Here is an 18,881-nt window from a genome sequence, read left to right as displayed (position 1 = left end):
TATCCCTCACTCTAAAACGAACTGGGCGCCACTGCCCTTTTTGTTCGACAATTCGAATCGTTTCTTGCAGGCCGAAATTTCCTCGTTCAATGCCTTGAAAATCTTTGTAACATCCTCACTGGTGTAGTCGTAGTTTGATCGGTTCGCGAGATTCCCTATAAGGCGGATATCGTTGAGCGCCTTTGTTACCCTTGCAGACGCCAGCTTTACGAACTTTGAGCGATCCTCTTCTCTCGTCATTTCCATCTCCAAATCCACTCTATCGCGTATATATGGATAATGTACGAGTAAATAGCAAAGACATTTTTTAACAAGTCGAGGAACAGCGCCAGCGATTGCGGCAAAATCGGCTCCCTCTAACCACTTGAAAGATTTAGCGGAATCAGGCATTTTTCAATGCCTTGTTAATCCGCTTCGAGTATGGTCAAGTATATCCAGGGGGATACGTGAAAGACGACAGAACCTATTCGACTGATGAGGCCGCAAAAAAGCTGGGAATATCGAAGAGTACGCTTCTCCGATGGTTCCGAGAAAAGCGGATTTCCGACGTAAAACGTGATAGAAATGGCTGGCGTGTGTTCACCTTGGCGGACATCGAGAGCGTTAAAAAGGTGTTGTGATGGACCGCGCCCATAGTTCCAAGAGCATAGCCGCACCAGCCTTCCTAGCCGTCGATTTTTTTTGCGGCGCCGGCGGTACGACTCGGGGACTCATCGATGCTGGTGGTTATGTTATGGCGGGCATCGACAAGGATGACCGCTGCAAAACTACGTACGCCGAAAACAATATCAACACTGCCGTGGACTACGCGAGTTCCCGTTTCTTGAATTTCGATGTCTTCCCAAGGGATGAGGAATATGAAGCAGGGCAGCAGGACGAGCTGATTGCGAAGCTTGATGATCTCATCGGGTACTATAAAAGGAAAGCGCCGAAGGTACCTCTGCTTTTTGCAATTTGTGCCCCATGTCAGCCTTTCACAAGGCTGTCGAGAAAAAAGCTCAGCGATAAGCGAAAAAAGGGGCGCGAGAAAGACCGAAATCTTCTTGCCCAGGCCGCGGTCTACGTCGAACGATACATGCCTGAGATGGTGCTTTCTGAAAACGTCTCGGGTATTAAAGATCCGAAGTACGGTGGCATCTGGGAGGCGTTTCGACAGCACCTAGATACTCTTGGCTACGTCACTGGTTCCAAGGTAGTTTGCACCTCTAAGTTCGGCGTGCCACAATTCCGCAAAAGATCCATTCTGATCGCAGTGCGGCGCGAACTCGTCCGCGAGGAGCGTTTCGCGGATATGCTAGAAAGCGAACTGCTCGTGCCAGAATCGGATCCTAATGCGATGGTGGTTACTGTTGCAGATGCCATTGGCCACATGCCTCCGATCAAGGCTGGCGAGACACATATTGACATTCCAAATCACCGAGCTCGCACGCTAAGCGAACTGAATTTGAAACGGCTATCGTCGGCAAAGCCTGGACAGTCAAATGCTTATATGGCGACGACCGAATTTGGTGATCTAACCCTTGACTGTCATAGGAAGGTCAACGAACGGTTGAACAATAAGTGCTTCACGGACGTCTATACCCGGATGCATCCCGACCGACCATCACCGACCATCACCACCAAGTGCCACTCGATCTCAAACGGACGCTTTGGTCACTACGACATGAGCCAAAACCGTGGGATGTCTCTTCGTGAGGCGGCGATCCTTCAGTCTTTTCCCGACGACTATGTATTTTACCCAACGGACCAGATCGAGCCAGTAGCGAGGATGATTGGCAATGCTGTGCCTCCGCGCCTAGCAAAGTACTTCGCTGGCTACCTCGTCAGCAGCATCGACGGGGCTCACGCGCGGTAACGCGGTGGTGGACATCTTTACACAGCAAAAGCGTAGCGAAGTCATGTCCCGCATTCGCGGGAAAGATACCCGACCTGAGATGACTGTTCGCAAATATCTTCATTCGAAAGGGCTACGCTTTCGCCTGCATGGAAAGGGACTGCCTGGCAAGCCAGACCTCGTTTTTGCCCGCCGACGCGCCGTCGTTTTTGTCCATGGTTGCTTTTGGCACGGTCACAAAGGTTGCCCTCGTGCCGCATTGCCCACAACAAGACAAGATTTTTGGAGTGCCAAGATTGGGGCCACGGGCGAGAGGGACCAACGAACAAGGAGAAAGCTCGAAGAAAATGGCTGGACTGTATTGGTCGTCTGGCAATGCGAGATCTCTGCGGAGAAACTCGAAGGCCTTGCCACCACATTACGAAGCCCCCTTCGGTGTGATCCTAGCTGAAAGCAAGGATGTCGCCGCTACGGCAAACCTTGGACGGCAGTCGCTTAATGGGCTACTTGGCTAAATTGTCTCGTATTCCGTCGAAGGCACTCTCGCTCTTAGAGCGAGACCAATGGTCATGCGCTGCTGACCGGGATTCAGGTGGCGATATTCCTTGGCCACACCATACTTCTTAGCCACCGCGTAAAGGCTATCGAGGTCGAGGCTCCCGTCATCCCGATTGACTTGCGCGGCTATCCAGCGATTGAATGAACTGTCGGCTGTTTTCTCCAACCACACCTTTCGTTGCTCGGGAGAAATCGCCATCGAACGATCGCGCTTCAGGTCTTCGCTGGTGTAGCGCGTTGCGGTCGTGAACATGCTTTCCCGAGTAATGCGAAGCCCTTGCCGGTCGATCGTGAATCCCATGGCATCCATGATCTGTCGCGCCATATGGCCGATCATCTGCTTAATACGATCCTGAGCGACTTCAGGTCCGAAAATGCGGAGAAGTCCGGGCGCTAGAGGTTCCACTGCGGCACGATCCAGATAGGTCGCCGTTTCCATACGAACCAAATTATCAGATCGTTTCATGAATTTCCAAAGTTCCATTCCAAAGTCGCTGTCGGCGAGATCCTTGAAATTCTGGGCATCATAGTCGAGATCGGTCAGGTCTGGGATGTCGTTCAGCGGCATGATGTCCTCCTTGATGGGTAACAATAAGGATGTGTATATACAGGAGCCATGGTATTATGGCAATCTATCAATAGTGACATATGTCAAAAATACGAATCAACCTTAACGCCCCATCATCCCTGGTGCACCCGCCAACAAATCCAACCCTACCTTCAGCAGCTTCGTCACCACATCGCGGCCCTCGCCAGTCTGTTCCGCAAGGTTCTTGATCGACTCCCCCGCGCAGCGGACTTTTTGCACCACGACGGCCACCTCCCAGTGGCCGAGCGCGCGGGTGGCGGCGGCATGCGCCCGGCCGGCGTCTAGCACGCTGGTGGCGATGCCGCCGCCCTTGCGGCCGCCGTCGACCCGTTCGCTCCAGCGCATCGGTTTCATGCCGGACTGCTGGCTGCACTGGAAATCCTCGCGATAGCTCTAGCTGGCCTCACGCTGCTGGCGCGACAAGGAGGTGACGCCGACGAGCGGATCGACAGTGCGAACCCGCTCGATGCCGCCGGTCGAGATATAACCGTCATTCGAGACCTCGTAGACGCGCCTTGAGCGTGCCGGCCGCCAGCCGCTTTCACCCGCGCCTCCAAGCACGCCGCCGGGCAAATTGTGCGGAAAATCTACCGCCACCCGCCGGACGCCGTGATCCGCTCTCCGCTCACCCACGCCGCCTCGTCGGATGCCAGGAATACCGCCACCTTGGCGATATCGTCCGGCTGGCCGAAGCGGCCGAGCGGGGTGACCGCCACCAGCGCCTTTTCGGGCTCGCTGCCGACGATGCCGGCATGCCGCAGCCCCTCGGTGTCGACGCCGCCCGGCGCGATCGAATTGACGCGGATGTTGCGGCGGCCCAGTTCGCGCGCCATCGACAGCGTGATCGAGTCCACCGCAGCCTTCGTGGCGGCATAGACCAGTGAATTGGGCTGCGGGTTGAAGCTGGCGACCGAGCTGATGTTGACGATGCTGCCGCCCCGCGGCCCGAAATGCCTGACCGCCTCCTGTATGGCCAGCACGACGCCCAGCACATTGGTGTCGAATTGCCGGTGGAACTCGGCCTCGCTGACCGCTTCCAGCGGCTCGAAGCGGAATACGCCGGCATTGTTGACCAGGATGTCGGCGCCGCCGAAGGAGGCTTTCGCCGCTTCGAACAGGCCGCTTATGTCGGCCGCCCGCGCGACGTCGCCCTGCACGGCGACGGCACGGCCGCCGCCTGCCTCGATTGCCGCGACGACGCGGCCGGCGCCTTCCCGCGACGAGGCATAGTTGACCACCACGGCCGCGCCCGCCGCCGCGAGGCCCTTGGCGATGGCCGCGCCGATACCCTTCGAGGCGCCGGTGACGATGGCGACCTTGCCGCTCAGTCTGCTCATCCATTCTCTCCTTGTGACGATGACGAGCGCTATTTAAGCTTGCCGGAAATGCGTATTAGCCTGACATCAGGCCGATCTTTCCTGCCTGGAATTCCGTAATCGATCCCGTCCCGACATGCGATGTTGCCGCCATGACCACCATCCTCGAAAAGACCGCCGGCCTCGTCGCCTTCGTGCGCACGGTGGATGCCGGCTCCTTCCAGGCCGCCAGCCGGCTGATCGGCTCCAGCCCGTCGGCCGTGTCGAAGAGCGTCGCAAAGCTGGAACGCCGGCTCGGCGCGAAGCTCATCCGGCGTTCGACGCGCCGGCTGGGGCTGACCAGCGAAGGCATCGCCTATTATGAGCGCGTCGCGCCGCTGCTGCGCGCGCTCGACGATGCGCAGGATATCGTGCAGGGCACCGGCACGGCGCGCGGCCTGCTGCGCGTCACCGCGCCTGTCGAGCTCGGCCGCGGCCTGATCGCCTCATGGGCCGAGGAATTCCTGGCTGAACAGCCCGACGTGAAGCTGGAGCTCAGCGTCACCGACCGCCATGCCGACCTGATCCGCGAAAACTATGATGTGGCGGTGCGCATGGGGGCGCTGGCCGATACCGGGCTGACCGCACGCCGCATCGCCAGCCTGCCGATCGTGCTGGTGGCCGCGCCCGCCTATCTCCGGCGTCGGGGCTCTCCAGCCTCGATCGCGGATTTGCGGGACCATGATTTCATCCGCTACGTCTCGGCCGGCCGGCCGCTGCCGATCACCTTCGCCGACGGCTTGGAGATCGTGCCCGACGGCCGCCTCGAAACCGATGACGGCGGCGCCATCCGCCACGCCGCCCTTGCCGGCGCCGGCATCGCCCATCTCATGCGCTTCGCCGTGCAGGACGACCTCGACGCCGGCCGCCTGGTTCGCGTCTTGCCCGAGGTGCCGATGCCGACCATGCCGGTGCACATCGTGCATGCCTTCGGACGGCAGTTGCCGGTGCGGGCAAGGCTGTTCGTGGAGTTCCTGGCGCTACGGATGGGGAGGCTCGGCCGCTAGGGCAACGCGGCCCCCGGTCCCGGTGCACCCTGCGCATGCCGCCTGTAGCGCAAATGCTCGACGAGGGCCGCAAGCGCGGCCGATTTCTGGTGCCTGCTCGGATAGTAGAGATGGTAGCCCGACCAGACGGGGCAGAACGTTTCCAGGCACGTTTCCAGACGTCCCGAGGCGAGATGCCCGGCAACGTGTGGTTCGAAGATGTAGGCCAGCCCCAGGCCAGCCAAGGCGGCTTCGATCATCACGGGCGCATCATTGACGATGACCGCGCCCTCGACCGGCACGTCGACCGTGCGCGCACCGTCCCTGAACATCCAGCGGTAAACGTCGCCATGGCTTGCCGTGCGAAAGTTGATGCAGTCATGCGCGGCAATATCCTCGAGCCGGACAGGCCGGCCTTTCCTGCGAAAGTAAGACGGCGCGGCGACAATGGCCGCGCTGACATCCGGCCCCACCGGAACGGCCACCATGTCCTTCTCCAGATGCGCTCCGAAGCGAATGCCGGCGTCGAACCCTCCCTGGACGATGTCGACGAACCGATCGCTGACATGGATGTCGACCCGCACGCCCGGATGGCTGGCCAGGAATTCGCTCAGCGCCGGCACCAGGATGGCGCGCGCCGGATATTCCATCACGGTCAGCCGCAACGTGCCTGACGGCTGGTCGCGGCTGTCCTGCAACTCCAGCAGCCCGCTTTCGATCTGGCGCAGCGAAGGCGTGATCCGATCGAGCAGGCGGCGGCCCGCCTCGGTTGGCCGCACGCTGCGGGTGGATCGCGCAAGCAGGGGCACGCCCAGCCGCGCCTCCAACGCACTGATGCTCTGGCTAAGACCGGACTGCGCACGCCCCATGACGGAAGCGGCCCGTGTGAAGCTGCCCGCCTCCACAATGGCCTGGAATACGAGCAGGTCGGCAATATCGCGACGATCCATTTATCAGCTTGAGTGATAGACCCATTCATATAAATCACCCTACTGGCGAAATGCAATTCGCCTTAGGTCTCTGGCTCCCACCAACCGGAGCTCCAAGATGGACAGGATCAGCCCCCTTCTCGCCTCACTCATGATTGTTGCCGCCGCCGCGACACTGCCCGCGCCCGCCGCGGCGAAAGCCGGCAATATCGTGCTCGTGCACGGAATGAACATGGATGGCGGTGCCTGGCGCGGCGTCTACGACCGCCTGACAGCCGACAAGTACCGCGTCACCGTGGTGCAGCTGCCGATGACCTCCATTCAGGACGATATCGCCGCCACCCGCCGAGCGATCGACACGCAGGATGGTCCCGTCGTGCTGGTCGGTCACTCCTATGGCGGCATGGTGATCAGCCAGGCCGGCACCGAGCCGCGGGTCCGTGCCCTCGTCTACGTGGCGGCGTTCCAGCCCGAGATCGGCGAAAGCCTGGGCTTCCTCAACGCCTCCATCCCCGGCAAGCTGCCGGCGGACGCGCTTACCGTGTTCAAGGACGGCTTCTACCTTGTAAAGCCCGACGCCTGGATCGCCGATGTGGCGAACGGCCTGCCCGAGGCCGAGGCACGCTATACCGCCATGTTCCAGACGCCGGCGAACACGGCGATTTTCGGCTACAAGGCCGAAGCCGCGGCATGGCACAATGTGCCAAGCTGGGCAGCCATTGCCACGGAAGACCGCACCATCGCGCCGGAGCTGCAGCGGCGGATGTCCAAACGCTCGGGCGCCAAGGTCGTCGAGATCCACGGCGGCCACTTGCTCCCGATGTCGCATCCCTCGGAAGTCACCTCGGTAATCGAGGATGCGGTCGCTTCGGTAAAGTGAAGCGGGTCTTGCGCCCGGCGCCGCATGGGTTGCCTTGCGAATCCATGGAACGAGGTCCCGCCTTGCGGGTTATATTAGATCGGCCTTGAAAAGGAGGTAGCCATGAAGAAGCTCCTGTTTGCCTCGGTTATCGCCATTGCCTCGGCTGCGGCGATGATCGCCCCCGCCGAGGCCCGCAGCCACGTCTTTATCGGCATCGGCGGCTACGACAATTATTACGGCAACGATTACGGCAATGACTATTACAATGGGGACTATGGCGGCCGCTATGTCTACGGCCCCTACGACCCTTATGACGACGGTTACAGATACAGGCCGCGTTATTTCCACCGGCACCACCGCTGCCACCTCGAACTGGTCAGTCATTGGCGCCACCACCACCGGATAGTCGAGGAAGTCCGCGTCTGCGGATGACCTGATCCTGGTGAAGCGAATCCGGCCGGCATCGCCGGCCGGATTTTCGCGGGTCTCACCCCGCCCGCCGCTCCATCATCATCCCGTAATGCACCGCCAGCAGATCGAGCCCGATCTTCAAGAGCTTCGTCACCACGTCCCTGCCCTCGCCGGTCTGTTCCGCCGCGCCTTTGACCGACTCCCCCGCGCAGCAGACTTTTTGCACCACGACGGCCACCTCCCAGTGACCGAGCGCGCGGGTGGCGGCGGCATGCGCGCGGCCGGCGTCGAGCACGCTGTCGGCGATGCCGCCGCCCTTGCGGCCGCCGTCGACCCGTTCGCTCCAGCGCATCGGTTTCACCCCGGCCTGCTGGCTGCACTGGAAATCCTCGCGGTAGCGCTGGCCGGCCTCGCGCTGCTGGCGCGACAGCGAGGTGATGCCGATGAGCGGATCGACCGTGCGGACCCGCACGATGCCGCCGGTCGAGGTATGGCCGTCATTCGACACCTCATAGACGCGCCGGGCTTCAGCCGTGCCGGCCGCCAGCCGCTTGCGGCCGAAGGCATCGTCGCTCAGCGCGAAATCATGGCCGATCTCGCGGCGGATGCGCACCTGCTCGGCCTCGCCCTTCGGCAGTTTCGGCGCCTGCGGCTTGGCGGCTTTGGTTTTCCTGGGCATGGGGTGGCTCCTTGGGTTTTGGGGTGTGGTGTTTTTTGGTGGAGAGGTCGCTGTCCCGCCGACCTGAATGATCATCCTGTCACCTGCTTCACGGGCGCCTGCACCGCCCTTCTCGCCATCAGTTCCCGCATCGTGCGCCGCTCCCGCACCTCGATGCAGAGCTGGGCGCTGGACGGGCAGAACTGGGCGTTGCCGCTCTTCACCTCGCCGCGGACGAAGCGCTGGATGGCGGCCTGCAGATCGGCAAGCTCGGCGTCGCGCACCGCGACGAGATAGCCGCGCATCTGCATCTCGACATCAGTCAGGGCGGATTGCGGGAAGCATGAGAACATCGCGGCCAGCGCCTTCGTCGCCTGCTGCAGTTCGGCTGCGGTCATGGCTGCGGATCTCCTCGATGATGGCGTTGGCTGCGTCGGCATGGGTTTTCGGCCTGACCCAGCCGGGTTTCTTCCCCGGGAGAGCGGAAGCTGTCTTGCCCGCACGGGACAAAGGCTCCGCCTTCTCCCGGGACAGCGCCGCCGCTTGTTCTCCATGAGCCGAAAAAGCTTCCGCATTTTCAGGCGAAAAAGCGGAAGCTTTTTCATTCTGGTTTCTGGAGTCTGGAGAATGCCGCGGCAACACGCCGGCATTTGGTGCCGCATGCGCCTTTGTTTTCAAGGCGGTAGCGGCCCCGCCGCGTGCGCCGGCGGCGGCCCTCGCCTCGCTTTTGACCAGTGCCTTGTGCAGTTCCTTCGTCAGCCTTTTGTGGCCGATCTCGCCCGCCTCGCGCTCGAAGAAGGTCAGAAGATCGGCGCTGATGGCACGCCATCTCTTCAGCGACAGGCGCGCCACGCGCGCGAGCTTGGCGTCGTCATCGGGAAGTCGGCCGCCGGCATTCCACATCGCCATCAGGATGAGCATGTAGGCGCCGATCTGCTCGGTGGAGAGCTGCAGCGTGTCGCCGACGAAATCGGAGACATAGAGCTGCATGAAGGGCCGCTCGCTCATGCAGCACTCCACGCCGCGTCGCCCGCCAGGTGGATGGAACCAGCCGCCTGCCTGCACGTTATGACGCGTCCACGCCAAGGGGAGGTTTGCCGATGACAGCTTTCATACCGGTTACGCTGCGCTTTTGCGACAACAAGACCATGCTGGTTGGGTCCGTGGCCGAAGCCGAAACGGCGTTGCAGCACCAGTGGCCCGACAAGACAGCACCCGCCTTTCTCGACGCCGCGCGGCTGGTCAGGCAGGCGGTAGAAGGCAATTGCTGCCCGCGCACCGCCTTCGAAGCCTTCACTGGCGTCGCCGGGCAACAAGGCATATTGGTGGTCAAGCCGCGAAGCCGCGCGCATGACTGGCTCGACGCCGCCGCCAGCCCCTGAGGCAGGCACGAAGGCAATGCAACCGCCTGACGGTCTCGCGCGTTTATAAGCGCAGGCTTGGAAGCCGCGCCCAGAGCGAAGGTGAATGCCGTGGGTACGATGAAAACCGGAGTGCCGCTTAAAGTGTCGATGGACGGACATGTCGAGGAGATCGACAGCGTCAGCGACGCCGCGGATTTCCTGCAGCGCTGGCCGATCGAGCGGCGTGGCCATGTCTACCGCAGCGCACTCAACGCCTGCAGCGCCGCGATCGCGGCGCAGATTTCCGAATCCGACGCGATAAAAGTGTTCACCGGCTTCGCCCGCGTCACCGGCATTCTGGTTGCCGACAGCGGCCCGGCCATGAGGCTTGAGGCACGCACGGTGCAGAGCCGCATGCCCAAACAGGGCCGCCAGATGCCGAAATAGGTTTGTGAGGGCTCTTTCTCCCCGTTTACGGGGAGAAATGCCCGGCAGGGCAATGAGGGGCGACGCCAGCGCTTCGGTAAGTGGCATTCGCGCTGTCCAAATCCATCTCACGACGCTTAATCCTGTTAGCTTGAGCTGCCCCTCATCCGGCACCTTCTCCCCGTGAACGGGGAGAAGAGACCAAGCCTCACCCCGCCTCAAAAACCCTGCGTTGAAACCGCGCCTGGTGGTAGCCGCAGTAGCTCTTCAATGCCTTCGTGCGCATGCCGCAGCACAGCATCTCGGCGCCAGGCCGGCCACCCGGCGCATCGCTCTGCGGATCTTCTTCCAATGTCAGGTCGAGCGGCGCCCGACAGCGGGAAAACAGGCAGTCGATGAAGCGCATCGCCACGCCATGCGGCTGGCGGCCGATGGGTCCGCGCTGCGGCGCCGGCACCTTGAAGCGGTAAGCTTCGCCATCGGCGATCAGCACCCCCACCTCGCGCACGAACAGGCGCGGCGGCAACCATGCCGGCGACGAATCGTGCCTGGCCCGGACCTTGTTTTTGCGCGCGACGGCGGCCTTGGCGGCGTTCGCCTCGGCGGTCGCCCCCGCGGCCACCTTGCCGTTGGCCTTGTCCTTCGCCGGCTTTGCAGCGGCCGGCTTGCGCATTGCCCGTTCGGCACCCGGCAACACCCCACGGCCATTGGCAAAGCCGATCGCGCCCAGCATGGCGTTGCGATGCACGATGCCGATGATGGCGTTGCGCGAGACCGGAGTGCCGCGCAGCGCGCTGAACGCCGTCGCGATCCGCGAGGCTGAAAGCCCATCCTTCAGCCAGCGGGCGATCTCTTGCAATTCGGCGTCGCTGTAGCTTGCCATGTCCAGGCTCCATCCAGGGCTCCGCCTTCGGCAGCGCTCGGGAGCGCGCTGTCGGCCAGGCGTCAGGGCTCGGGCCCGGTCAGGGCCTCGATCAGGGTGTTCGGTGCGAAAGCCGGCCCGCCGCCGGCATCAGTCGGAGGCGGATCAGCCGGAGCGGATCGAGTGCCCGGCGGTCAGGCGCGCCAGCCGCGCCTCCGCTGTCTTTGTGTCGGGGGCGGACACCGCCCTGCCCGTCATCGGCTCGAACAGGATGACGGTGCCGTCCTGCGTGCGGATGCAGGAGCGCGCACAGGGACCGGCGGCATGCCGGTCGAATGGGGGGCCGGAGCCGAGGGGAGCGGCGGCTCCGGCCGTTCCGGCCGCCGGTGACGGGCGGGCCGGACCCGAGGCATCGAAGCGCTCGGGCTTCGCCCCGGCCGGGGAGGAGGACGGCCGGGGCGGAAGGGAATGGCTGGCGACTTCGGTCGCCGGGTGCGCCTCACGGGAGGCCGGCGCTACCGCGCCATCAAAGCTGGACAGGTTCTGCATGGCCAGATATAAGCATAACTCAAAATTAGATGCAAGCCATTCTTTCATAGACGAGAGCCGCTTTCATCGCTCACATGGGCGCCATGGCAAAAACGGAACTGTCGATCAAGGTCGGGGCGGCGATACGCCAGGCACGCAAGCAGCGCGGCCTGGTCATGCGCCACATTGCCGAGCACAACGACACCGATGTCGCCGCCGTCGGCAATTGGGAAACCGGGCGCAACCTGCCCAAGACCGAGAACCTGTTGAAGACCGCCGCTTTCCTGCGCGTCGACCCGGTCGCGCTCGGCCAAGGCCAGGTCATCTTCCTCGACGATGCCGGCCCCGTGGCCGACGCCGTGGCCGACGCCGAGATCGTCACCGATGCCGGCCCAATGCCCGCAGGGTCAATGGATATCGAAGTGCTGGGCGCCGCGGTCGGCGGCGATGACGGCGACTTCACCTTCAACGGCGAACCTGCCGGCTACGTGCAGCGCCCGCCGGGCGTGCGCAACCTGCCGAAGGTCTTCGCGCTGCATGTGCTCTCCGATTCCATGGTGCCGCGCTACGAACCCGGCGACCTCATCTATTGCGGCGGCCGCGACGCCGTGCCCGGCGACCATGTGGTGATCGAGACGTTTCCGGAAGAAAACGAGCGCAACGGCAAGGCCTTCATCAAGAAGCTGGTCAAGCGCACGGCGGGCGAGCTGGTGGTCGAGCAGTACAATCCGCCCAAGACAATCACCTTCAACCGCTACGCGATCAAGCATGTCTGGCGGGTTATACCGCTGAAGGAATTGCTGGGGTACTAGTGGCTGGGCGGTTTTTCCTTCTCCCCTTGCGGGAGAAGGAAGAATCAGCGCCTGCCCCGCCCCCTCAAGCCCGCCTCGCCTCCACCAGCACCTCGCGCTCGCTCAGCATCTGCGCTTCGCTACGCACCCGCTGGCGCTCGTCGACGAACGCGGCCTGTATCGACACCGCCGTACCCGGCAGCCCGTCGGCGCGGCAGGCCGAGCAGACGATGCGGCCCGAAAGCTCCGCCAGCGGCGTGCCGTCCGTCACCCCGAAGCGCCGCAGTTCATCGGGTTTCCACCACCTGTTGCGGCCGCAATCGGCGCACTCGACCGATATCGAGACGACATGCGCGATGACTGGTTTCCTGCCCGGCAATGCCATTGCCTCTCCACCCCATTTGTTCCTGATTTGTTCTTATATTCCTGCCTTTTCAGCCCGGAGTCGAGTCGCAGTTTTCAACACTTAGCAAAAAGTTTCACTTCTATAGTTTTGAGTTATGCTTATATATCCAAATAAATGTGAGTCACCTGCCGCACTGACCCGGGAGCAATGATGGATGCCGCCGATTTCGCCCGCGCCTGCGGTTACACCGGCGACAGCCCTGCTTTGCTCGAAGCCTTCGAGGCGATCCGCCGCAACGGCATCGCGCAGGCTCGCCAGGACCATTTTCGGCGCAAGGCCCTGATCGACGAGCTGAAACAGTCCGAGCCGCTGTTCCTGGCCGCGATCGGCCCGGCGCTGTCGGCCGACGAGGCCATCGAGGACACCACCCGCTTCATCGCCTTCTGGCGCGCCATGCCGCGCTGGCGCCAGGAGCGGCGCCTGCCCGACCTCGCCAGGGCCAGGCAGCAGCGCCTCCTGGCGCGCTTCTTCCGCCGCTACGGCCACCGCCTGTGGGCGCTCGAAGCGGCCTGAGGCCCGGGGGGCGTGGCTGGACCTGCCATTTGCGGGTTCGATCAGCCGAGTTTCTTTCCAGATTGCGTGCGGGTGCCCTCCCCGCGCCGGCAGCACGTCGGCCCTGATTCCGTCGGATTGCTGCGCTGATTGGTGGCCTCGAAAAAGCGCCCGAGGGACCCGCCATGACTCGCACCGTTCTCGCCGCCCTGTGGATGCTGGCGCTTGCCCTGTCCGCACACGCCGCCGGCGACGGCACATCAGGGCTCGCCGACGCCACCGTGCTGATCGTGCGCCATGGCGAAAAGCCCGACAGCGGCACCGGCCTGTCGCCCGAAGGCGAAGCCCGCGCGCAGGCCTACGTCGCCTATTTCCAGCCCTTCATGCTCGACGGCGTGCCGTTCCGGCCCGACATGCTGGTGGCCAGTACCGATTCCAGAAACAGCGCGCGCGAACGGCTGACGCTGACGCCGCTCGCGGAAGCCCTGAAACTGCCCATCGACCAGCGCTTCGCCGACAAGGACGTCAAAGCCCTCGTCGCGGCGCTCTCCAGCGAAACCCACGGCAAGTCGATCCTGATCGCCTGGCATCACGGCCAGCTGGGAAAGCTCATCAAGGCCTTCGGCGCCGACCCCAAAACGCTGCTGCCGGACGGCAAATGGCCCGGCGATGTCTTCAACTGGGTGGTGGTGCTGCGCTTTGATCACGCCGGCCAGTTGGTGCCGGGGTCGACGCGGATCATCGAGGAGAAGTTGCCGGGATAGCGACCTTGCCTTCTCCCACAAGGGGAGAAGGCAGACCCCTACCGCCTCACCCGCGACTTCAGCCACCGGTCGAACGCCACCGCCAGGATCAGGATCAGCCCGATCACGATGCTCTGCGTGTAGGACGACACATTGTTGAACTGCAGCCCGTTCTGCAGCACGCCGATCAGCGCCGCGCCCACCACCGTGCCGCCGACCGAGCCGATGCCGCCGAACAGCGAGGTGCCGCCGATGACGACGGCGGAAATGACCGTCAGCTCGTAGCCGATGCCGGCGACCGCTTCGGAAGAGTTCAGCCTGGCCGACAGCACGAAGGCGGCCAGCCCGGCAAAGAAGCCGACGATGACATAGACCGAGACCAGGATGCGGTCGACGCGCAGGCCCGACAGCCGTGCCGCCTCCGCATTGCCGCCGACGGCATAGACGGCGCGGCCGTAACGCGTATAGCGCAGCACGATGTGGCACAGGATGGCGGCGATGGCGAAGATGATCGCCGGCACCGGCACCGGGCCGATCAGCCCCGTGCCGAACCAGCGCATCGAAGCGTCGAAGCCCGAGATTGGGCCGCCATTGGAGATGGTCAGCGTCAGTCCGCGAAACACCGTCAGCCCGCCCAGCGTGACGACGAAGGGCGGCACTTTCAGCCTGGTGATGGCAAGCCCCTGCACGCCGCCGGCGGCGGCACCGACGATGACGGCGGCGAGCAGCGCGGCGAACCAGCCATAGCCCTGCGTGCCTGACGTCGACAGCGACAGCGTGTTGGCCGCGCCGCCCTTGGCGACGACGGCCGCCACCATGCCGCAGAAGGCGAGCAGCGAGCCGACCGACAGGTCGATGCCGGCGGTGAGGATGACGAAGGTCATGCCGAGCGCGATCAGCCCGGTGATCGAGATCTGCCGGGTGATGTTGAACAGGTTGATCGGGTCGATGAAGCTCGGCTTCAAAACGGTGAAGACGATGACCAGCGCCGCCAGGAACAGCAGCGGCCCGAAACTCATCAGCAGCCGTGCGAAATTGATGCCGCCGCCGCGCTCGCTCTGTTCCGTCACACTCATCGTGCCTCCTTTTCTTTCGTCATCCTGGGGCGGAGCAGTCGCGAAGCGGCTGCATAGACCCGAGGATCCATGCCGTGAAACCTCCTGTCGAACGCAGCGGTGCAGAATTCCGTCCCCTTGCAACACGTTGAAGTAACGGAATGGATCCCTCGGGCTGCGGAGCAGCTCCGGGGGTCTGCGCCGCGTCGCTTCGCTCCCTGCTTCGCCCTGGGATGACGAACGCCAAGGGCGGCTTCGCCACTCTCCAAAGTCGGCACCTCCTTCGACTTGTCAAATCCCGCTCGCATGCCGCCCGTTCGTTTCCTGCCTGTCGAGCGCCATCAGTTCCATCAGTTTTTCCTCGTTTGCCTCGACGCCCGGCATTTCGCCGGTGATGCGCCCCCGGCGCATGGTGACGATGCGGTCCGACACCGCCAGCACCTCGGGCAGTTCGGACGAGATCATCATCACCGCTATGCCGCGCGCCGCCAGTTGCACCAGGATCTGGTGCACTTCCGCCTTGGCGCCGACATCGACGCCGCGCGTCGGCTCGTCGACGATCAGCACTTTGGGATCGCGCGCCAGCCAGCGCGCCAGGATCACCTTCTGCTGGTTGCCGCCAGACAGGCCCTCGATCGCCTGCTCGGGCGAGGCCATGCGGATCGACAGCATTTTCCTGAAACCCGACAGCGCATCGCGCTCGCGCCGCTCGGCCATGAAGCCGAAACCGTTGCTGAACGTGGCCAGCGAGGCGACGGAAAAATTCGGCAGGATACCCAAGGCGGCAAAGATCGCCTGGTGCTTGCGGTCCTCCGGCACCAGGCCGATGCCGAGCGCGATGGCGTCGGCCGGCGAGGCCGGAGCGATGGATCTGCCCTCGAGCGTGATCGTTCCCGCCGCGATGCGGTCGGCGCCGAAGATGGCACGCGCCAGTTCCGTGCGGCCCGAGCCGACAAGCCCGGCGACGCCGAGGATCTCGCCCGCCCTGAGGTCGATGTCGACGCCGTCGAGCACGATGGCATGCGGCGCCTCGGGATCGCGCACGGTGCGCAGGCCGCGCACCGACAAAATGACATCGCCCGCCACCGCGCGCTGCGCGGGTCGCGCGTAAAGTTCGGAAGCCGCGCGGCCGACCATCTTCTCGATGATCCGCGGCAACTGGATCGGCCGCCCTTTGTCACGGTCGAGATGCCCGGCCAGCCTGCCGTCGCGCAGCACCGTCATGCGGTCGCAGATGGCGGACGCTTCCTCCAGCCGGTGGGTGACGAACATGATGGCAACCTTGTCCTGGCGCAGCCGGTCCATGATCGACAAAAGCCGCTGCACCTCGGTCTCGGTCAGCGCCGAGGTCGGCTCGTCCATGATGATCAGCCGGCTCTTCAGCGACAGCGCCCGGGCGATCTCGACCAGCTGCTGTTCGGCCACCGACAGTGCCGAGACCGGCGTCATCGGATCGATGGAAAGCCCGACGCGGGCGATGATCGCGCGGGAGTCATCCTCCATCTTGCGCCAGCTCACCAGCCCGAGCGGCCCCGTCGGCGCGCGGCCGATGAAAATGTTCTCCGCCACCGTCAGCGTCGGTATCAGGCTGAGTTCCTGGTAGATGGTGACGATGCCGAGCCGCTTGGCATCCTGCGGGCTGGATGGCGCGTAGTCGGCGCCGTCGAAAGTGATGCGGCCGCTGGACGGCGGCATGACGCCCGACAGGATTTTCAAGAGCGTCGATTTGCCGGCGCCGTTCTCGCCGAGCAGGCCGAGGATTTCGCCGGGACGGATATCGAGCGAGACGTCGCTCAGCGCGGTGACACCGGCGAAATGCTTGGTGACGCCCTCGACGGCGAGCAGGACGGGCGATGGCGATGCGGTTTCAGCTGCGGGCAATGGTTGCTCCCCGAGACACAAGACGACGGCGCCGCCCCTCACCCTTACCCTCTCCCCGTGAAGGACGGGGAGAGGGAGATCGCCAGCGTGGCGGCCATCTCCTTCTCCCCCTCACTATACGGGGAGAAGGTGCCGGCAGGCGGATGAGGGGCGGCGCTGACTTCGGCCGGCTCGTCGCCCTACTTCGTCTCGTTCAGCCTCTCGGCCTTGTCGAGATTGTCCTTGCCGATGACGATCGGCGTCAACAGCACCAGCTTCTCCTTCGGCTCGGTCTTGTTCTTGGCGTAGGCGACCGCGATCTGCACGGCGGTGCGCGACTGCTGGCCGGGGAACTGTTCGACCGTGCCGGCGAGCTTGCCGTCGCGGACCGCGACCAGCGCTTCCGGAAGCGCGTCGAAGCCGTAGATCTTGACGTCGGTGAAGTTGCGCGCCGCGCACGCCTCGAGCGCGCCGAGCGCCATGTCGTCATTGGCGCAGATGATGGCGTCCGGCTTGCCGTTGGCGGCAAGGCCGGCTTCCGTCACCGACAGCGCCTCGGCGCGGGCGAAGTTGGCGGTCTGCTCGAAGATGATCTGGTACTTGTCCTTCAAGGGATCGAGCACGTTGTGGACGCCCTTGTTGCGGTCGATGGCCGGACCGGCGCCCGGCTGGCCCTGCAGGTGGAAAAGCTTGGCGCCATTGGGGAACGCCGCCACGACCGCCTGGGCTTCCGCCTCGCCGCCCTTCACATTGTCGGCGCCGACATGGGCCAGTATGCCCTCGACGCCGTCGACGCGGCGGTCGATCGTCACCACGGGAACGCCGGCCTTGACCGCTTCCTCGATGGCCGGAGCCAGCGCGTTGACGTCGAGCGGCGAAATGACGATGGCGTTGACCTTCTGCACCAGGGCCGCCTCGATGTCAGCGGTCTGCTTGGTGGCCGAGTTCTGGCCGTCGCTCTCGGTCAGGTTGACGCCCTGCGCCTGCGCTTCCGCCTTGATCTCGTTCAGCATGTGCACGAAGAACGGAAAGCCGAGATTGGGCACCGAGCCCAGTATGGTGAGCTTGTCCTCGGCGAACGCCGAACGTGCGGCCAGCACCATGGCGCCCGCGGCCACGGACGTCATCAGGAATTCACGTCTGTTCATGGTTGATCCTCCTCCACAAGAACGCACGATCCCCAGGACCGGGATCGGCCTTGGGAAGGGATCATGCGTCGGTTCAAAGTGTTGGAGCATCCTCCTTGCGCCCGATCACGCATGCCGCTCCAGCTGATCGCCGTTGCAAAAAACTGCCTCCCATCGGCATCAGCAGATGGATGCTAACCCAGGGTCAACCATTTGTGCAACATCGATATAACAGTGCCAGGCGACGAATTATCGGAATTGTCGGATTTTTGACCAAACCGACCTGTCCGGCTTCCATTCCGGGGCCGCGACCCTAATTTGAATCGCCGAGTCCATCCTGAAGATCGGTCCACCCTGGAGAAATCATGAAGCCGCACATCATCTGCCATATGCTCGCCTCGCTCGACGGCGGCCTTCACCCCAGCCGCTACACCACCAGCCCGGACGGAACCCGGGCGGAGTGGTCAGGCCTCTATGAGCAGATCCACGGCGACCTCGAAGGCGATGCCTGGATCGTCGGGCGCGTCACCATGGCCGAGATGAGCAAGGCGGTGGCGCACCCGCCGGCGCATTCCGGCAAGGTCGAGCGGCCGCACCATTTCGCGCAACGCAATGCGGGACCCTATGCCGTTGCGCTCGATGTCTCCGGCAAGCTCCACTTCGCCAAGCCGGATGTCGGCGGCGACCATGTCGTGGTGCTGCTTGGGCATGATGTCGCCGACAGTCATCTGGCCGAGCTCGCCGCCGACGGCGTGTCCTACATCGTGTCGGAAACGGCCGAGATCGATCTCGCCGCCATGCTCGACGTGCTCGGGCGTGAACTCGGCATCCGCCGGCTGCTGCTCGAAGGCGGCGCCAGCATCAACGGCTCCTTCTTCGCGGTCGGGCTTGTCGATGAGCTCAGCCTTCTCATCGCCCCCGCGCTCGATGCGCGGGCGGCAAACCAGGGCTTTGTCGAGTTCGGCGAAAGCGGCCTCGCCGGCAAGATGCAGCTGTCGCTGACAAGCTGCGAAACGCTGGCGCATGGGCTGATCCACCTGCGCTATGCCGTCAGTCCCGGCTGATG

The 18,881-nt window shown here is 63.7% G+C and carries 26 protein-coding genes; 11 read left to right on the top strand and 15 right to left on the bottom strand.

Annotated elements, in window-relative coordinates:
* Window positions 1-6: 6 nt before the first annotated feature.
* Window positions 7-390 (bottom strand): hypothetical protein, encoded by a 384-nt coding sequence (locus tag EB230_RS32610; protein ID WP_246738957.1) that lies wholly within the window; start codon window positions 388-390, stop codon window positions 7-9.
* 229 nt (window positions 391-619) lie between these two features.
* Here EB230_RS32610 and EB230_RS14280 point away from each other — a divergent pair, with 229 nt between their 5' ends.
* Window positions 620-1,855, top strand: coding sequence for a DNA cytosine methyltransferase (locus EB230_RS14280; protein WP_172372828.1), 1,236 nt, complete (start codon window positions 620-622; stop codon window positions 1,853-1,855).
* 4 nt (window positions 1,856-1,859) lie between these two features.
* Window positions 1,860-2,285 carry a very short patch repair endonuclease gene (locus tag EB230_RS14275; protein WP_172372826.1) on the top strand — a complete coding sequence of 142 codons (426 nt, stop codon included), beginning with the start codon at window positions 1,860-1,862 and terminating at the stop codon, window positions 2,283-2,285.
* Between the two features lie 60 nt (window positions 2,286-2,345).
* Here EB230_RS14275 and EB230_RS14270 read toward each other — a convergent pair whose 3' ends face one another.
* From EB230_RS14270 to EB230_RS14260, 4 genes are all read right to left on the bottom strand, one after another.
* Window positions 2,346-2,960, bottom strand: coding sequence for a hypothetical protein (locus tag EB230_RS14270; RefSeq protein ID WP_172372824.1), 615 nt, complete (start codon window positions 2,958-2,960; stop codon window positions 2,346-2,348).
* Window positions 2,961-3,062: 102 nt separating this feature from the next.
* On the bottom strand, window positions 3,063-3,335 hold the full coding sequence (locus EB230_RS32605) for a hypothetical protein (protein ID WP_246738956.1): 273 nt from the start codon (window positions 3,333-3,335) through the stop codon (window positions 3,063-3,065).
* A gap of 39 nt (window positions 3,336-3,374) precedes the next feature.
* Window positions 3,375-3,578 (bottom strand): hypothetical protein, encoded by a 204-nt coding sequence (locus tag EB230_RS32600; protein WP_246738955.1) that lies wholly within the window; start codon window positions 3,576-3,578, stop codon window positions 3,375-3,377.
* Window positions 3,569-4,318, bottom strand: a complete 750-nt coding sequence (locus EB230_RS14260; RefSeq protein WP_172372822.1) for a glucose 1-dehydrogenase — start codon at window positions 4,316-4,318, stop codon at window positions 3,569-3,571. Before EB230_RS14260 ends, EB230_RS32600 begins: the two co-directional genes overlap by 10 nt.
* Window positions 4,319-4,449: 131 nt before the next feature.
* On the opposite strand from EB230_RS14260, the gene EB230_RS14255 reads away from it, so the two are divergent.
* The gene (locus EB230_RS14255) at window positions 4,450-5,343 is read left to right on the top strand and encodes a LysR family transcriptional regulator (protein ID WP_172372820.1); all 894 of its coding nucleotides are present in this window, start codon (window positions 4,450-4,452) and stop codon (window positions 5,341-5,343) included.
* On the opposite strand, the gene EB230_RS14250 is transcribed toward EB230_RS14255, so the two are convergent.
* On the bottom strand, window positions 5,340-6,272 hold the full coding sequence (locus EB230_RS14250) for a LysR family transcriptional regulator (protein ID WP_172372818.1): 933 nt from the start codon (window positions 6,270-6,272) through the stop codon (window positions 5,340-5,342). The two genes, EB230_RS14255 and EB230_RS14250, sit on opposite strands and share 4 nt — an antisense overlap.
* Window positions 6,273-6,369: 97 nt before the next feature.
* Here EB230_RS14250 and EB230_RS14245 point away from each other — a divergent pair, with 97 nt between their 5' ends.
* Together EB230_RS14245 and EB230_RS14240 are read left to right on the top strand one after the other, a co-directional pair.
* A complete protein-coding gene (locus tag EB230_RS14245; RefSeq protein WP_172372816.1) occupies window positions 6,370-7,131 on the top strand; it encodes an alpha/beta hydrolase in 762 nt (253 codons plus the stop codon).
* Between the two features lie 102 nt (window positions 7,132-7,233).
* Window positions 7,234-7,545, top strand: a complete 312-nt coding sequence (locus EB230_RS14240) for a hypothetical protein (RefSeq protein WP_056571082.1) — start codon at window positions 7,234-7,236, stop codon at window positions 7,543-7,545.
* Window positions 7,546-7,600: 55 nt separating this feature from the next.
* Here EB230_RS14240 and EB230_RS14235 read toward each other — a convergent pair whose 3' ends face one another.
* The 3 genes from EB230_RS14235 to EB230_RS14225 all read right to left on the bottom strand — a co-directional run bounded on the left by EB230_RS14235 (window position 7,601) and on the right by EB230_RS14225 (window position 9,190).
* Entirely contained in the window at window positions 7,601-8,203 is a 603-nt protein-coding gene (locus tag EB230_RS14235; RefSeq protein WP_172372814.1) for a DUF6456 domain-containing protein, read from the bottom strand.
* A 71-nt stretch (window positions 8,204-8,274) separates the two neighbouring features.
* Window positions 8,275-8,580 (bottom strand): hypothetical protein, encoded by a 306-nt coding sequence (locus tag EB230_RS14230; protein ID WP_172372812.1) that lies wholly within the window; start codon window positions 8,578-8,580, stop codon window positions 8,275-8,277.
* Window positions 8,501-9,190 (bottom strand): DUF1376 domain-containing protein, encoded by a 690-nt coding sequence (locus EB230_RS14225; RefSeq protein WP_172372810.1) that lies wholly within the window; start codon window positions 9,188-9,190, stop codon window positions 8,501-8,503. The genes EB230_RS14230 and EB230_RS14225 overlap by 80 nt, the downstream gene beginning before the upstream one ends.
* A 92-nt stretch (window positions 9,191-9,282) precedes the next feature.
* Between EB230_RS14225 and EB230_RS14220 the strand changes: the two genes are divergently transcribed.
* Both EB230_RS14220 and EB230_RS14215 read left to right on the top strand, forming a co-directional pair.
* Window positions 9,283-9,564 carry a DUF982 domain-containing protein gene (locus EB230_RS14220; protein WP_056571075.1) on the top strand — a complete coding sequence of 94 codons (282 nt, stop codon included), beginning with the start codon at window positions 9,283-9,285 and terminating at the stop codon, window positions 9,562-9,564.
* Window positions 9,565-9,663: 99 nt separating this feature from the next.
* Window positions 9,664-9,972, top strand: coding sequence for a DUF982 domain-containing protein (locus tag EB230_RS14215; protein ID WP_056572073.1), 309 nt, complete (start codon window positions 9,664-9,666; stop codon window positions 9,970-9,972).
* Window positions 9,973-10,159: 187 nt separating this feature from the next.
* Here the strand turns inward: EB230_RS14215 and EB230_RS14210 are convergent, their stop codons facing one another.
* Window positions 10,160-10,834 carry a GcrA family cell cycle regulator gene (locus tag EB230_RS14210; protein ID WP_172372808.1) on the bottom strand — a complete coding sequence of 225 codons (675 nt, stop codon included), beginning with the start codon at window positions 10,832-10,834 and terminating at the stop codon, window positions 10,160-10,162.
* Between the two features lie 144 nt (window positions 10,835-10,978).
* Window positions 10,979-11,362 carry a hypothetical protein gene (locus EB230_RS14205; protein ID WP_246738954.1) on the bottom strand — a complete coding sequence of 128 codons (384 nt, stop codon included), beginning with the start codon at window positions 11,360-11,362 and terminating at the stop codon, window positions 10,979-10,981.
* A gap of 74 nt (window positions 11,363-11,436) precedes the next feature.
* Between EB230_RS14205 and EB230_RS14200 the strand changes: the two genes are divergently transcribed.
* On the top strand, window positions 11,437-12,153 hold the full coding sequence (locus EB230_RS14200) for a helix-turn-helix transcriptional regulator (protein WP_172372804.1): 717 nt from the start codon (window positions 11,437-11,439) through the stop codon (window positions 12,151-12,153).
* Between the two features lie 64 nt (window positions 12,154-12,217).
* Here EB230_RS14200 and EB230_RS14195 read toward each other — a convergent pair whose 3' ends face one another.
* Window positions 12,218-12,517 carry a hypothetical protein gene (locus EB230_RS14195; protein ID WP_172372802.1) on the bottom strand — a complete coding sequence of 100 codons (300 nt, stop codon included), beginning with the start codon at window positions 12,515-12,517 and terminating at the stop codon, window positions 12,218-12,220.
* A gap of 168 nt (window positions 12,518-12,685) precedes the next feature.
* Between EB230_RS14195 and EB230_RS14190 the strand changes: the two genes are divergently transcribed.
* The gene (locus EB230_RS14190) at window positions 12,686-13,051 is read left to right on the top strand and encodes a hypothetical protein (protein ID WP_246738953.1); all 366 of its coding nucleotides are present in this window, start codon (window positions 12,686-12,688) and stop codon (window positions 13,049-13,051) included.
* A 164-nt stretch (window positions 13,052-13,215) separates the two neighbouring features.
* The gene (locus EB230_RS14185) at window positions 13,216-13,794 is read left to right on the top strand and encodes a phosphoglycerate mutase family protein (RefSeq protein ID WP_246738952.1); all 579 of its coding nucleotides are present in this window, start codon (window positions 13,216-13,218) and stop codon (window positions 13,792-13,794) included.
* Between the two features lie 38 nt (window positions 13,795-13,832).
* On the opposite strand, the gene EB230_RS14180 is transcribed toward EB230_RS14185, so the two are convergent.
* From EB230_RS14180 to EB230_RS14170, 3 genes are all read right to left on the bottom strand, one after another.
* Window positions 13,833-14,849: an ABC transporter permease gene (locus EB230_RS14180; RefSeq protein ID WP_172372800.1), complete on the bottom strand. Its 1,017-nt coding sequence runs from the start codon at window positions 14,847-14,849 to the stop codon at window positions 13,833-13,835.
* Window positions 14,850-15,119: 270 nt separating this feature from the next.
* Entirely contained in the window at window positions 15,120-16,709 is a 1,590-nt protein-coding gene (locus EB230_RS14175; RefSeq protein ID WP_172372798.1) for a sugar ABC transporter ATP-binding protein, read from the bottom strand.
* 179 nt (window positions 16,710-16,888) lie between these two features.
* The gene (locus EB230_RS14170; RefSeq protein WP_056571059.1) at window positions 16,889-17,836 is read right to left on the bottom strand and encodes a substrate-binding domain-containing protein; all 948 of its coding nucleotides are present in this window, start codon (window positions 17,834-17,836) and stop codon (window positions 16,889-16,891) included.
* Window positions 17,837-18,180: 344 nt separating this feature from the next.
* Between EB230_RS14170 and EB230_RS14165 the strand changes: the two genes are divergently transcribed.
* Window positions 18,181-18,879 carry a RibD family protein gene (locus EB230_RS14165; protein WP_172372796.1) on the top strand — a complete coding sequence of 233 codons (699 nt, stop codon included), beginning with the start codon at window positions 18,181-18,183 and terminating at the stop codon, window positions 18,877-18,879.
* The last annotated feature ends 2 nt before the right edge of the window (window positions 18,880-18,881 follow it).

The sequence above is a fragment of the Mesorhizobium sp. NZP2234 genome, from assembly GCF_013170765.1.
GTDB lineage: Bacteria > Pseudomonadota > Alphaproteobacteria > Rhizobiales > Rhizobiaceae > Mesorhizobium > Mesorhizobium loti_D.
Note: the sequence above shows the minus strand (reverse complement) of the source record. Positions and strands in the feature narration are given on the sequence as shown.

Bases quoted from the DNA above. Each gene is read 5' to 3' on its own strand.
- EB230_RS14190 (WP_246738953.1), top strand. From the start codon at position 12,686: ATGATGGATGCCGCCGATTTCGCCCGCGCCTGCGGTTACACCGGCGAC.
- EB230_RS14220 (WP_056571075.1), top strand. From the start codon at position 9,283: ATGACAGCTTTCATACCGGTTACGCTGCGCTTTTGCGACAACAAGACC.
- EB230_RS14205 (WP_246738954.1), bottom strand. From the start codon at position 11,362: ATGCAGAACCTGTCCAGCTTTGATGGCGCGGTAGCGCCGGCCTCCCGT.
- EB230_RS14170 (WP_056571059.1), bottom strand. From the start codon at position 17,836: ATGAACAGACGTGAATTCCTGATGACGTCCGTGGCCGCGGGCGCCATG.
- EB230_RS32605 (WP_246738956.1), bottom strand. From the start codon at position 3,335: ATGAAACCGATGCGCTGGAGCGAACGGGTCGACGGCGGCCGCAAGGGC.
- EB230_RS14240 (WP_056571082.1), top strand. From the start codon at position 7,234: ATGAAGAAGCTCCTGTTTGCCTCGGTTATCGCCATTGCCTCGGCTGCG.
- EB230_RS32610 (WP_246738957.1), bottom strand. From the start codon at position 390: ATGCCTGATTCCGCTAAATCTTTCAAGTGGTTAGAGGGAGCCGATTTT.
- EB230_RS14230 (WP_172372812.1), bottom strand. From the start codon at position 8,580: ATGACCGCAGCCGAACTGCAGCAGGCGACGAAGGCGCTGGCCGCGATG.
- EB230_RS14255 (WP_172372820.1), top strand. From the start codon at position 4,450: ATGACCACCATCCTCGAAAAGACCGCCGGCCTCGTCGCCTTCGTGCGC.
- EB230_RS14245 (WP_172372816.1), top strand. From the start codon at position 6,370: ATGGACAGGATCAGCCCCCTTCTCGCCTCACTCATGATTGTTGCCGCC.
- EB230_RS14195 (WP_172372802.1), bottom strand. From the start codon at position 12,517: ATGGCATTGCCGGGCAGGAAACCAGTCATCGCGCATGTCGTCTCGATA.
- EB230_RS14270 (WP_172372824.1), bottom strand. From the start codon at position 2,960: ATGCCGCTGAACGACATCCCAGACCTGACCGATCTCGACTATGATGCC.
- EB230_RS14250 (WP_172372818.1), bottom strand. From the start codon at position 6,272: ATGGATCGTCGCGATATTGCCGACCTGCTCGTATTCCAGGCCATTGTG.
- EB230_RS14210 (WP_172372808.1), bottom strand. From the start codon at position 10,834: ATGGCAAGCTACAGCGACGCCGAATTGCAAGAGATCGCCCGCTGGCTG.
- EB230_RS14260 (WP_172372822.1), bottom strand. From the start codon at position 4,318: ATGAGCAGACTGAGCGGCAAGGTCGCCATCGTCACCGGCGCCTCGAAG.
- EB230_RS14180 (WP_172372800.1), bottom strand. From the start codon at position 14,849: ATGAGTGTGACGGAACAGAGCGAGCGCGGCGGCGGCATCAATTTCGCA.
- EB230_RS14185 (WP_246738952.1), top strand. From the start codon at position 13,216: ATGACTCGCACCGTTCTCGCCGCCCTGTGGATGCTGGCGCTTGCCCTG.
- EB230_RS14280 (WP_172372828.1), top strand. From the start codon at position 620: ATGGACCGCGCCCATAGTTCCAAGAGCATAGCCGCACCAGCCTTCCTA.
- EB230_RS14200 (WP_172372804.1), top strand. From the start codon at position 11,437: ATGGGCGCCATGGCAAAAACGGAACTGTCGATCAAGGTCGGGGCGGCG.
- EB230_RS14165 (WP_172372796.1), top strand. From the start codon at position 18,181: ATGAAGCCGCACATCATCTGCCATATGCTCGCCTCGCTCGACGGCGGC.
- EB230_RS14235 (WP_172372814.1), bottom strand. From the start codon at position 8,203: ATGCCCAGGAAAACCAAAGCCGCCAAGCCGCAGGCGCCGAAACTGCCG.
- EB230_RS14215 (WP_056572073.1), top strand. From the start codon at position 9,664: ATGAAAACCGGAGTGCCGCTTAAAGTGTCGATGGACGGACATGTCGAG.
- EB230_RS14225 (WP_172372810.1), bottom strand. From the start codon at position 9,190: ATGAGCGAGCGGCCCTTCATGCAGCTCTATGTCTCCGATTTCGTCGGC.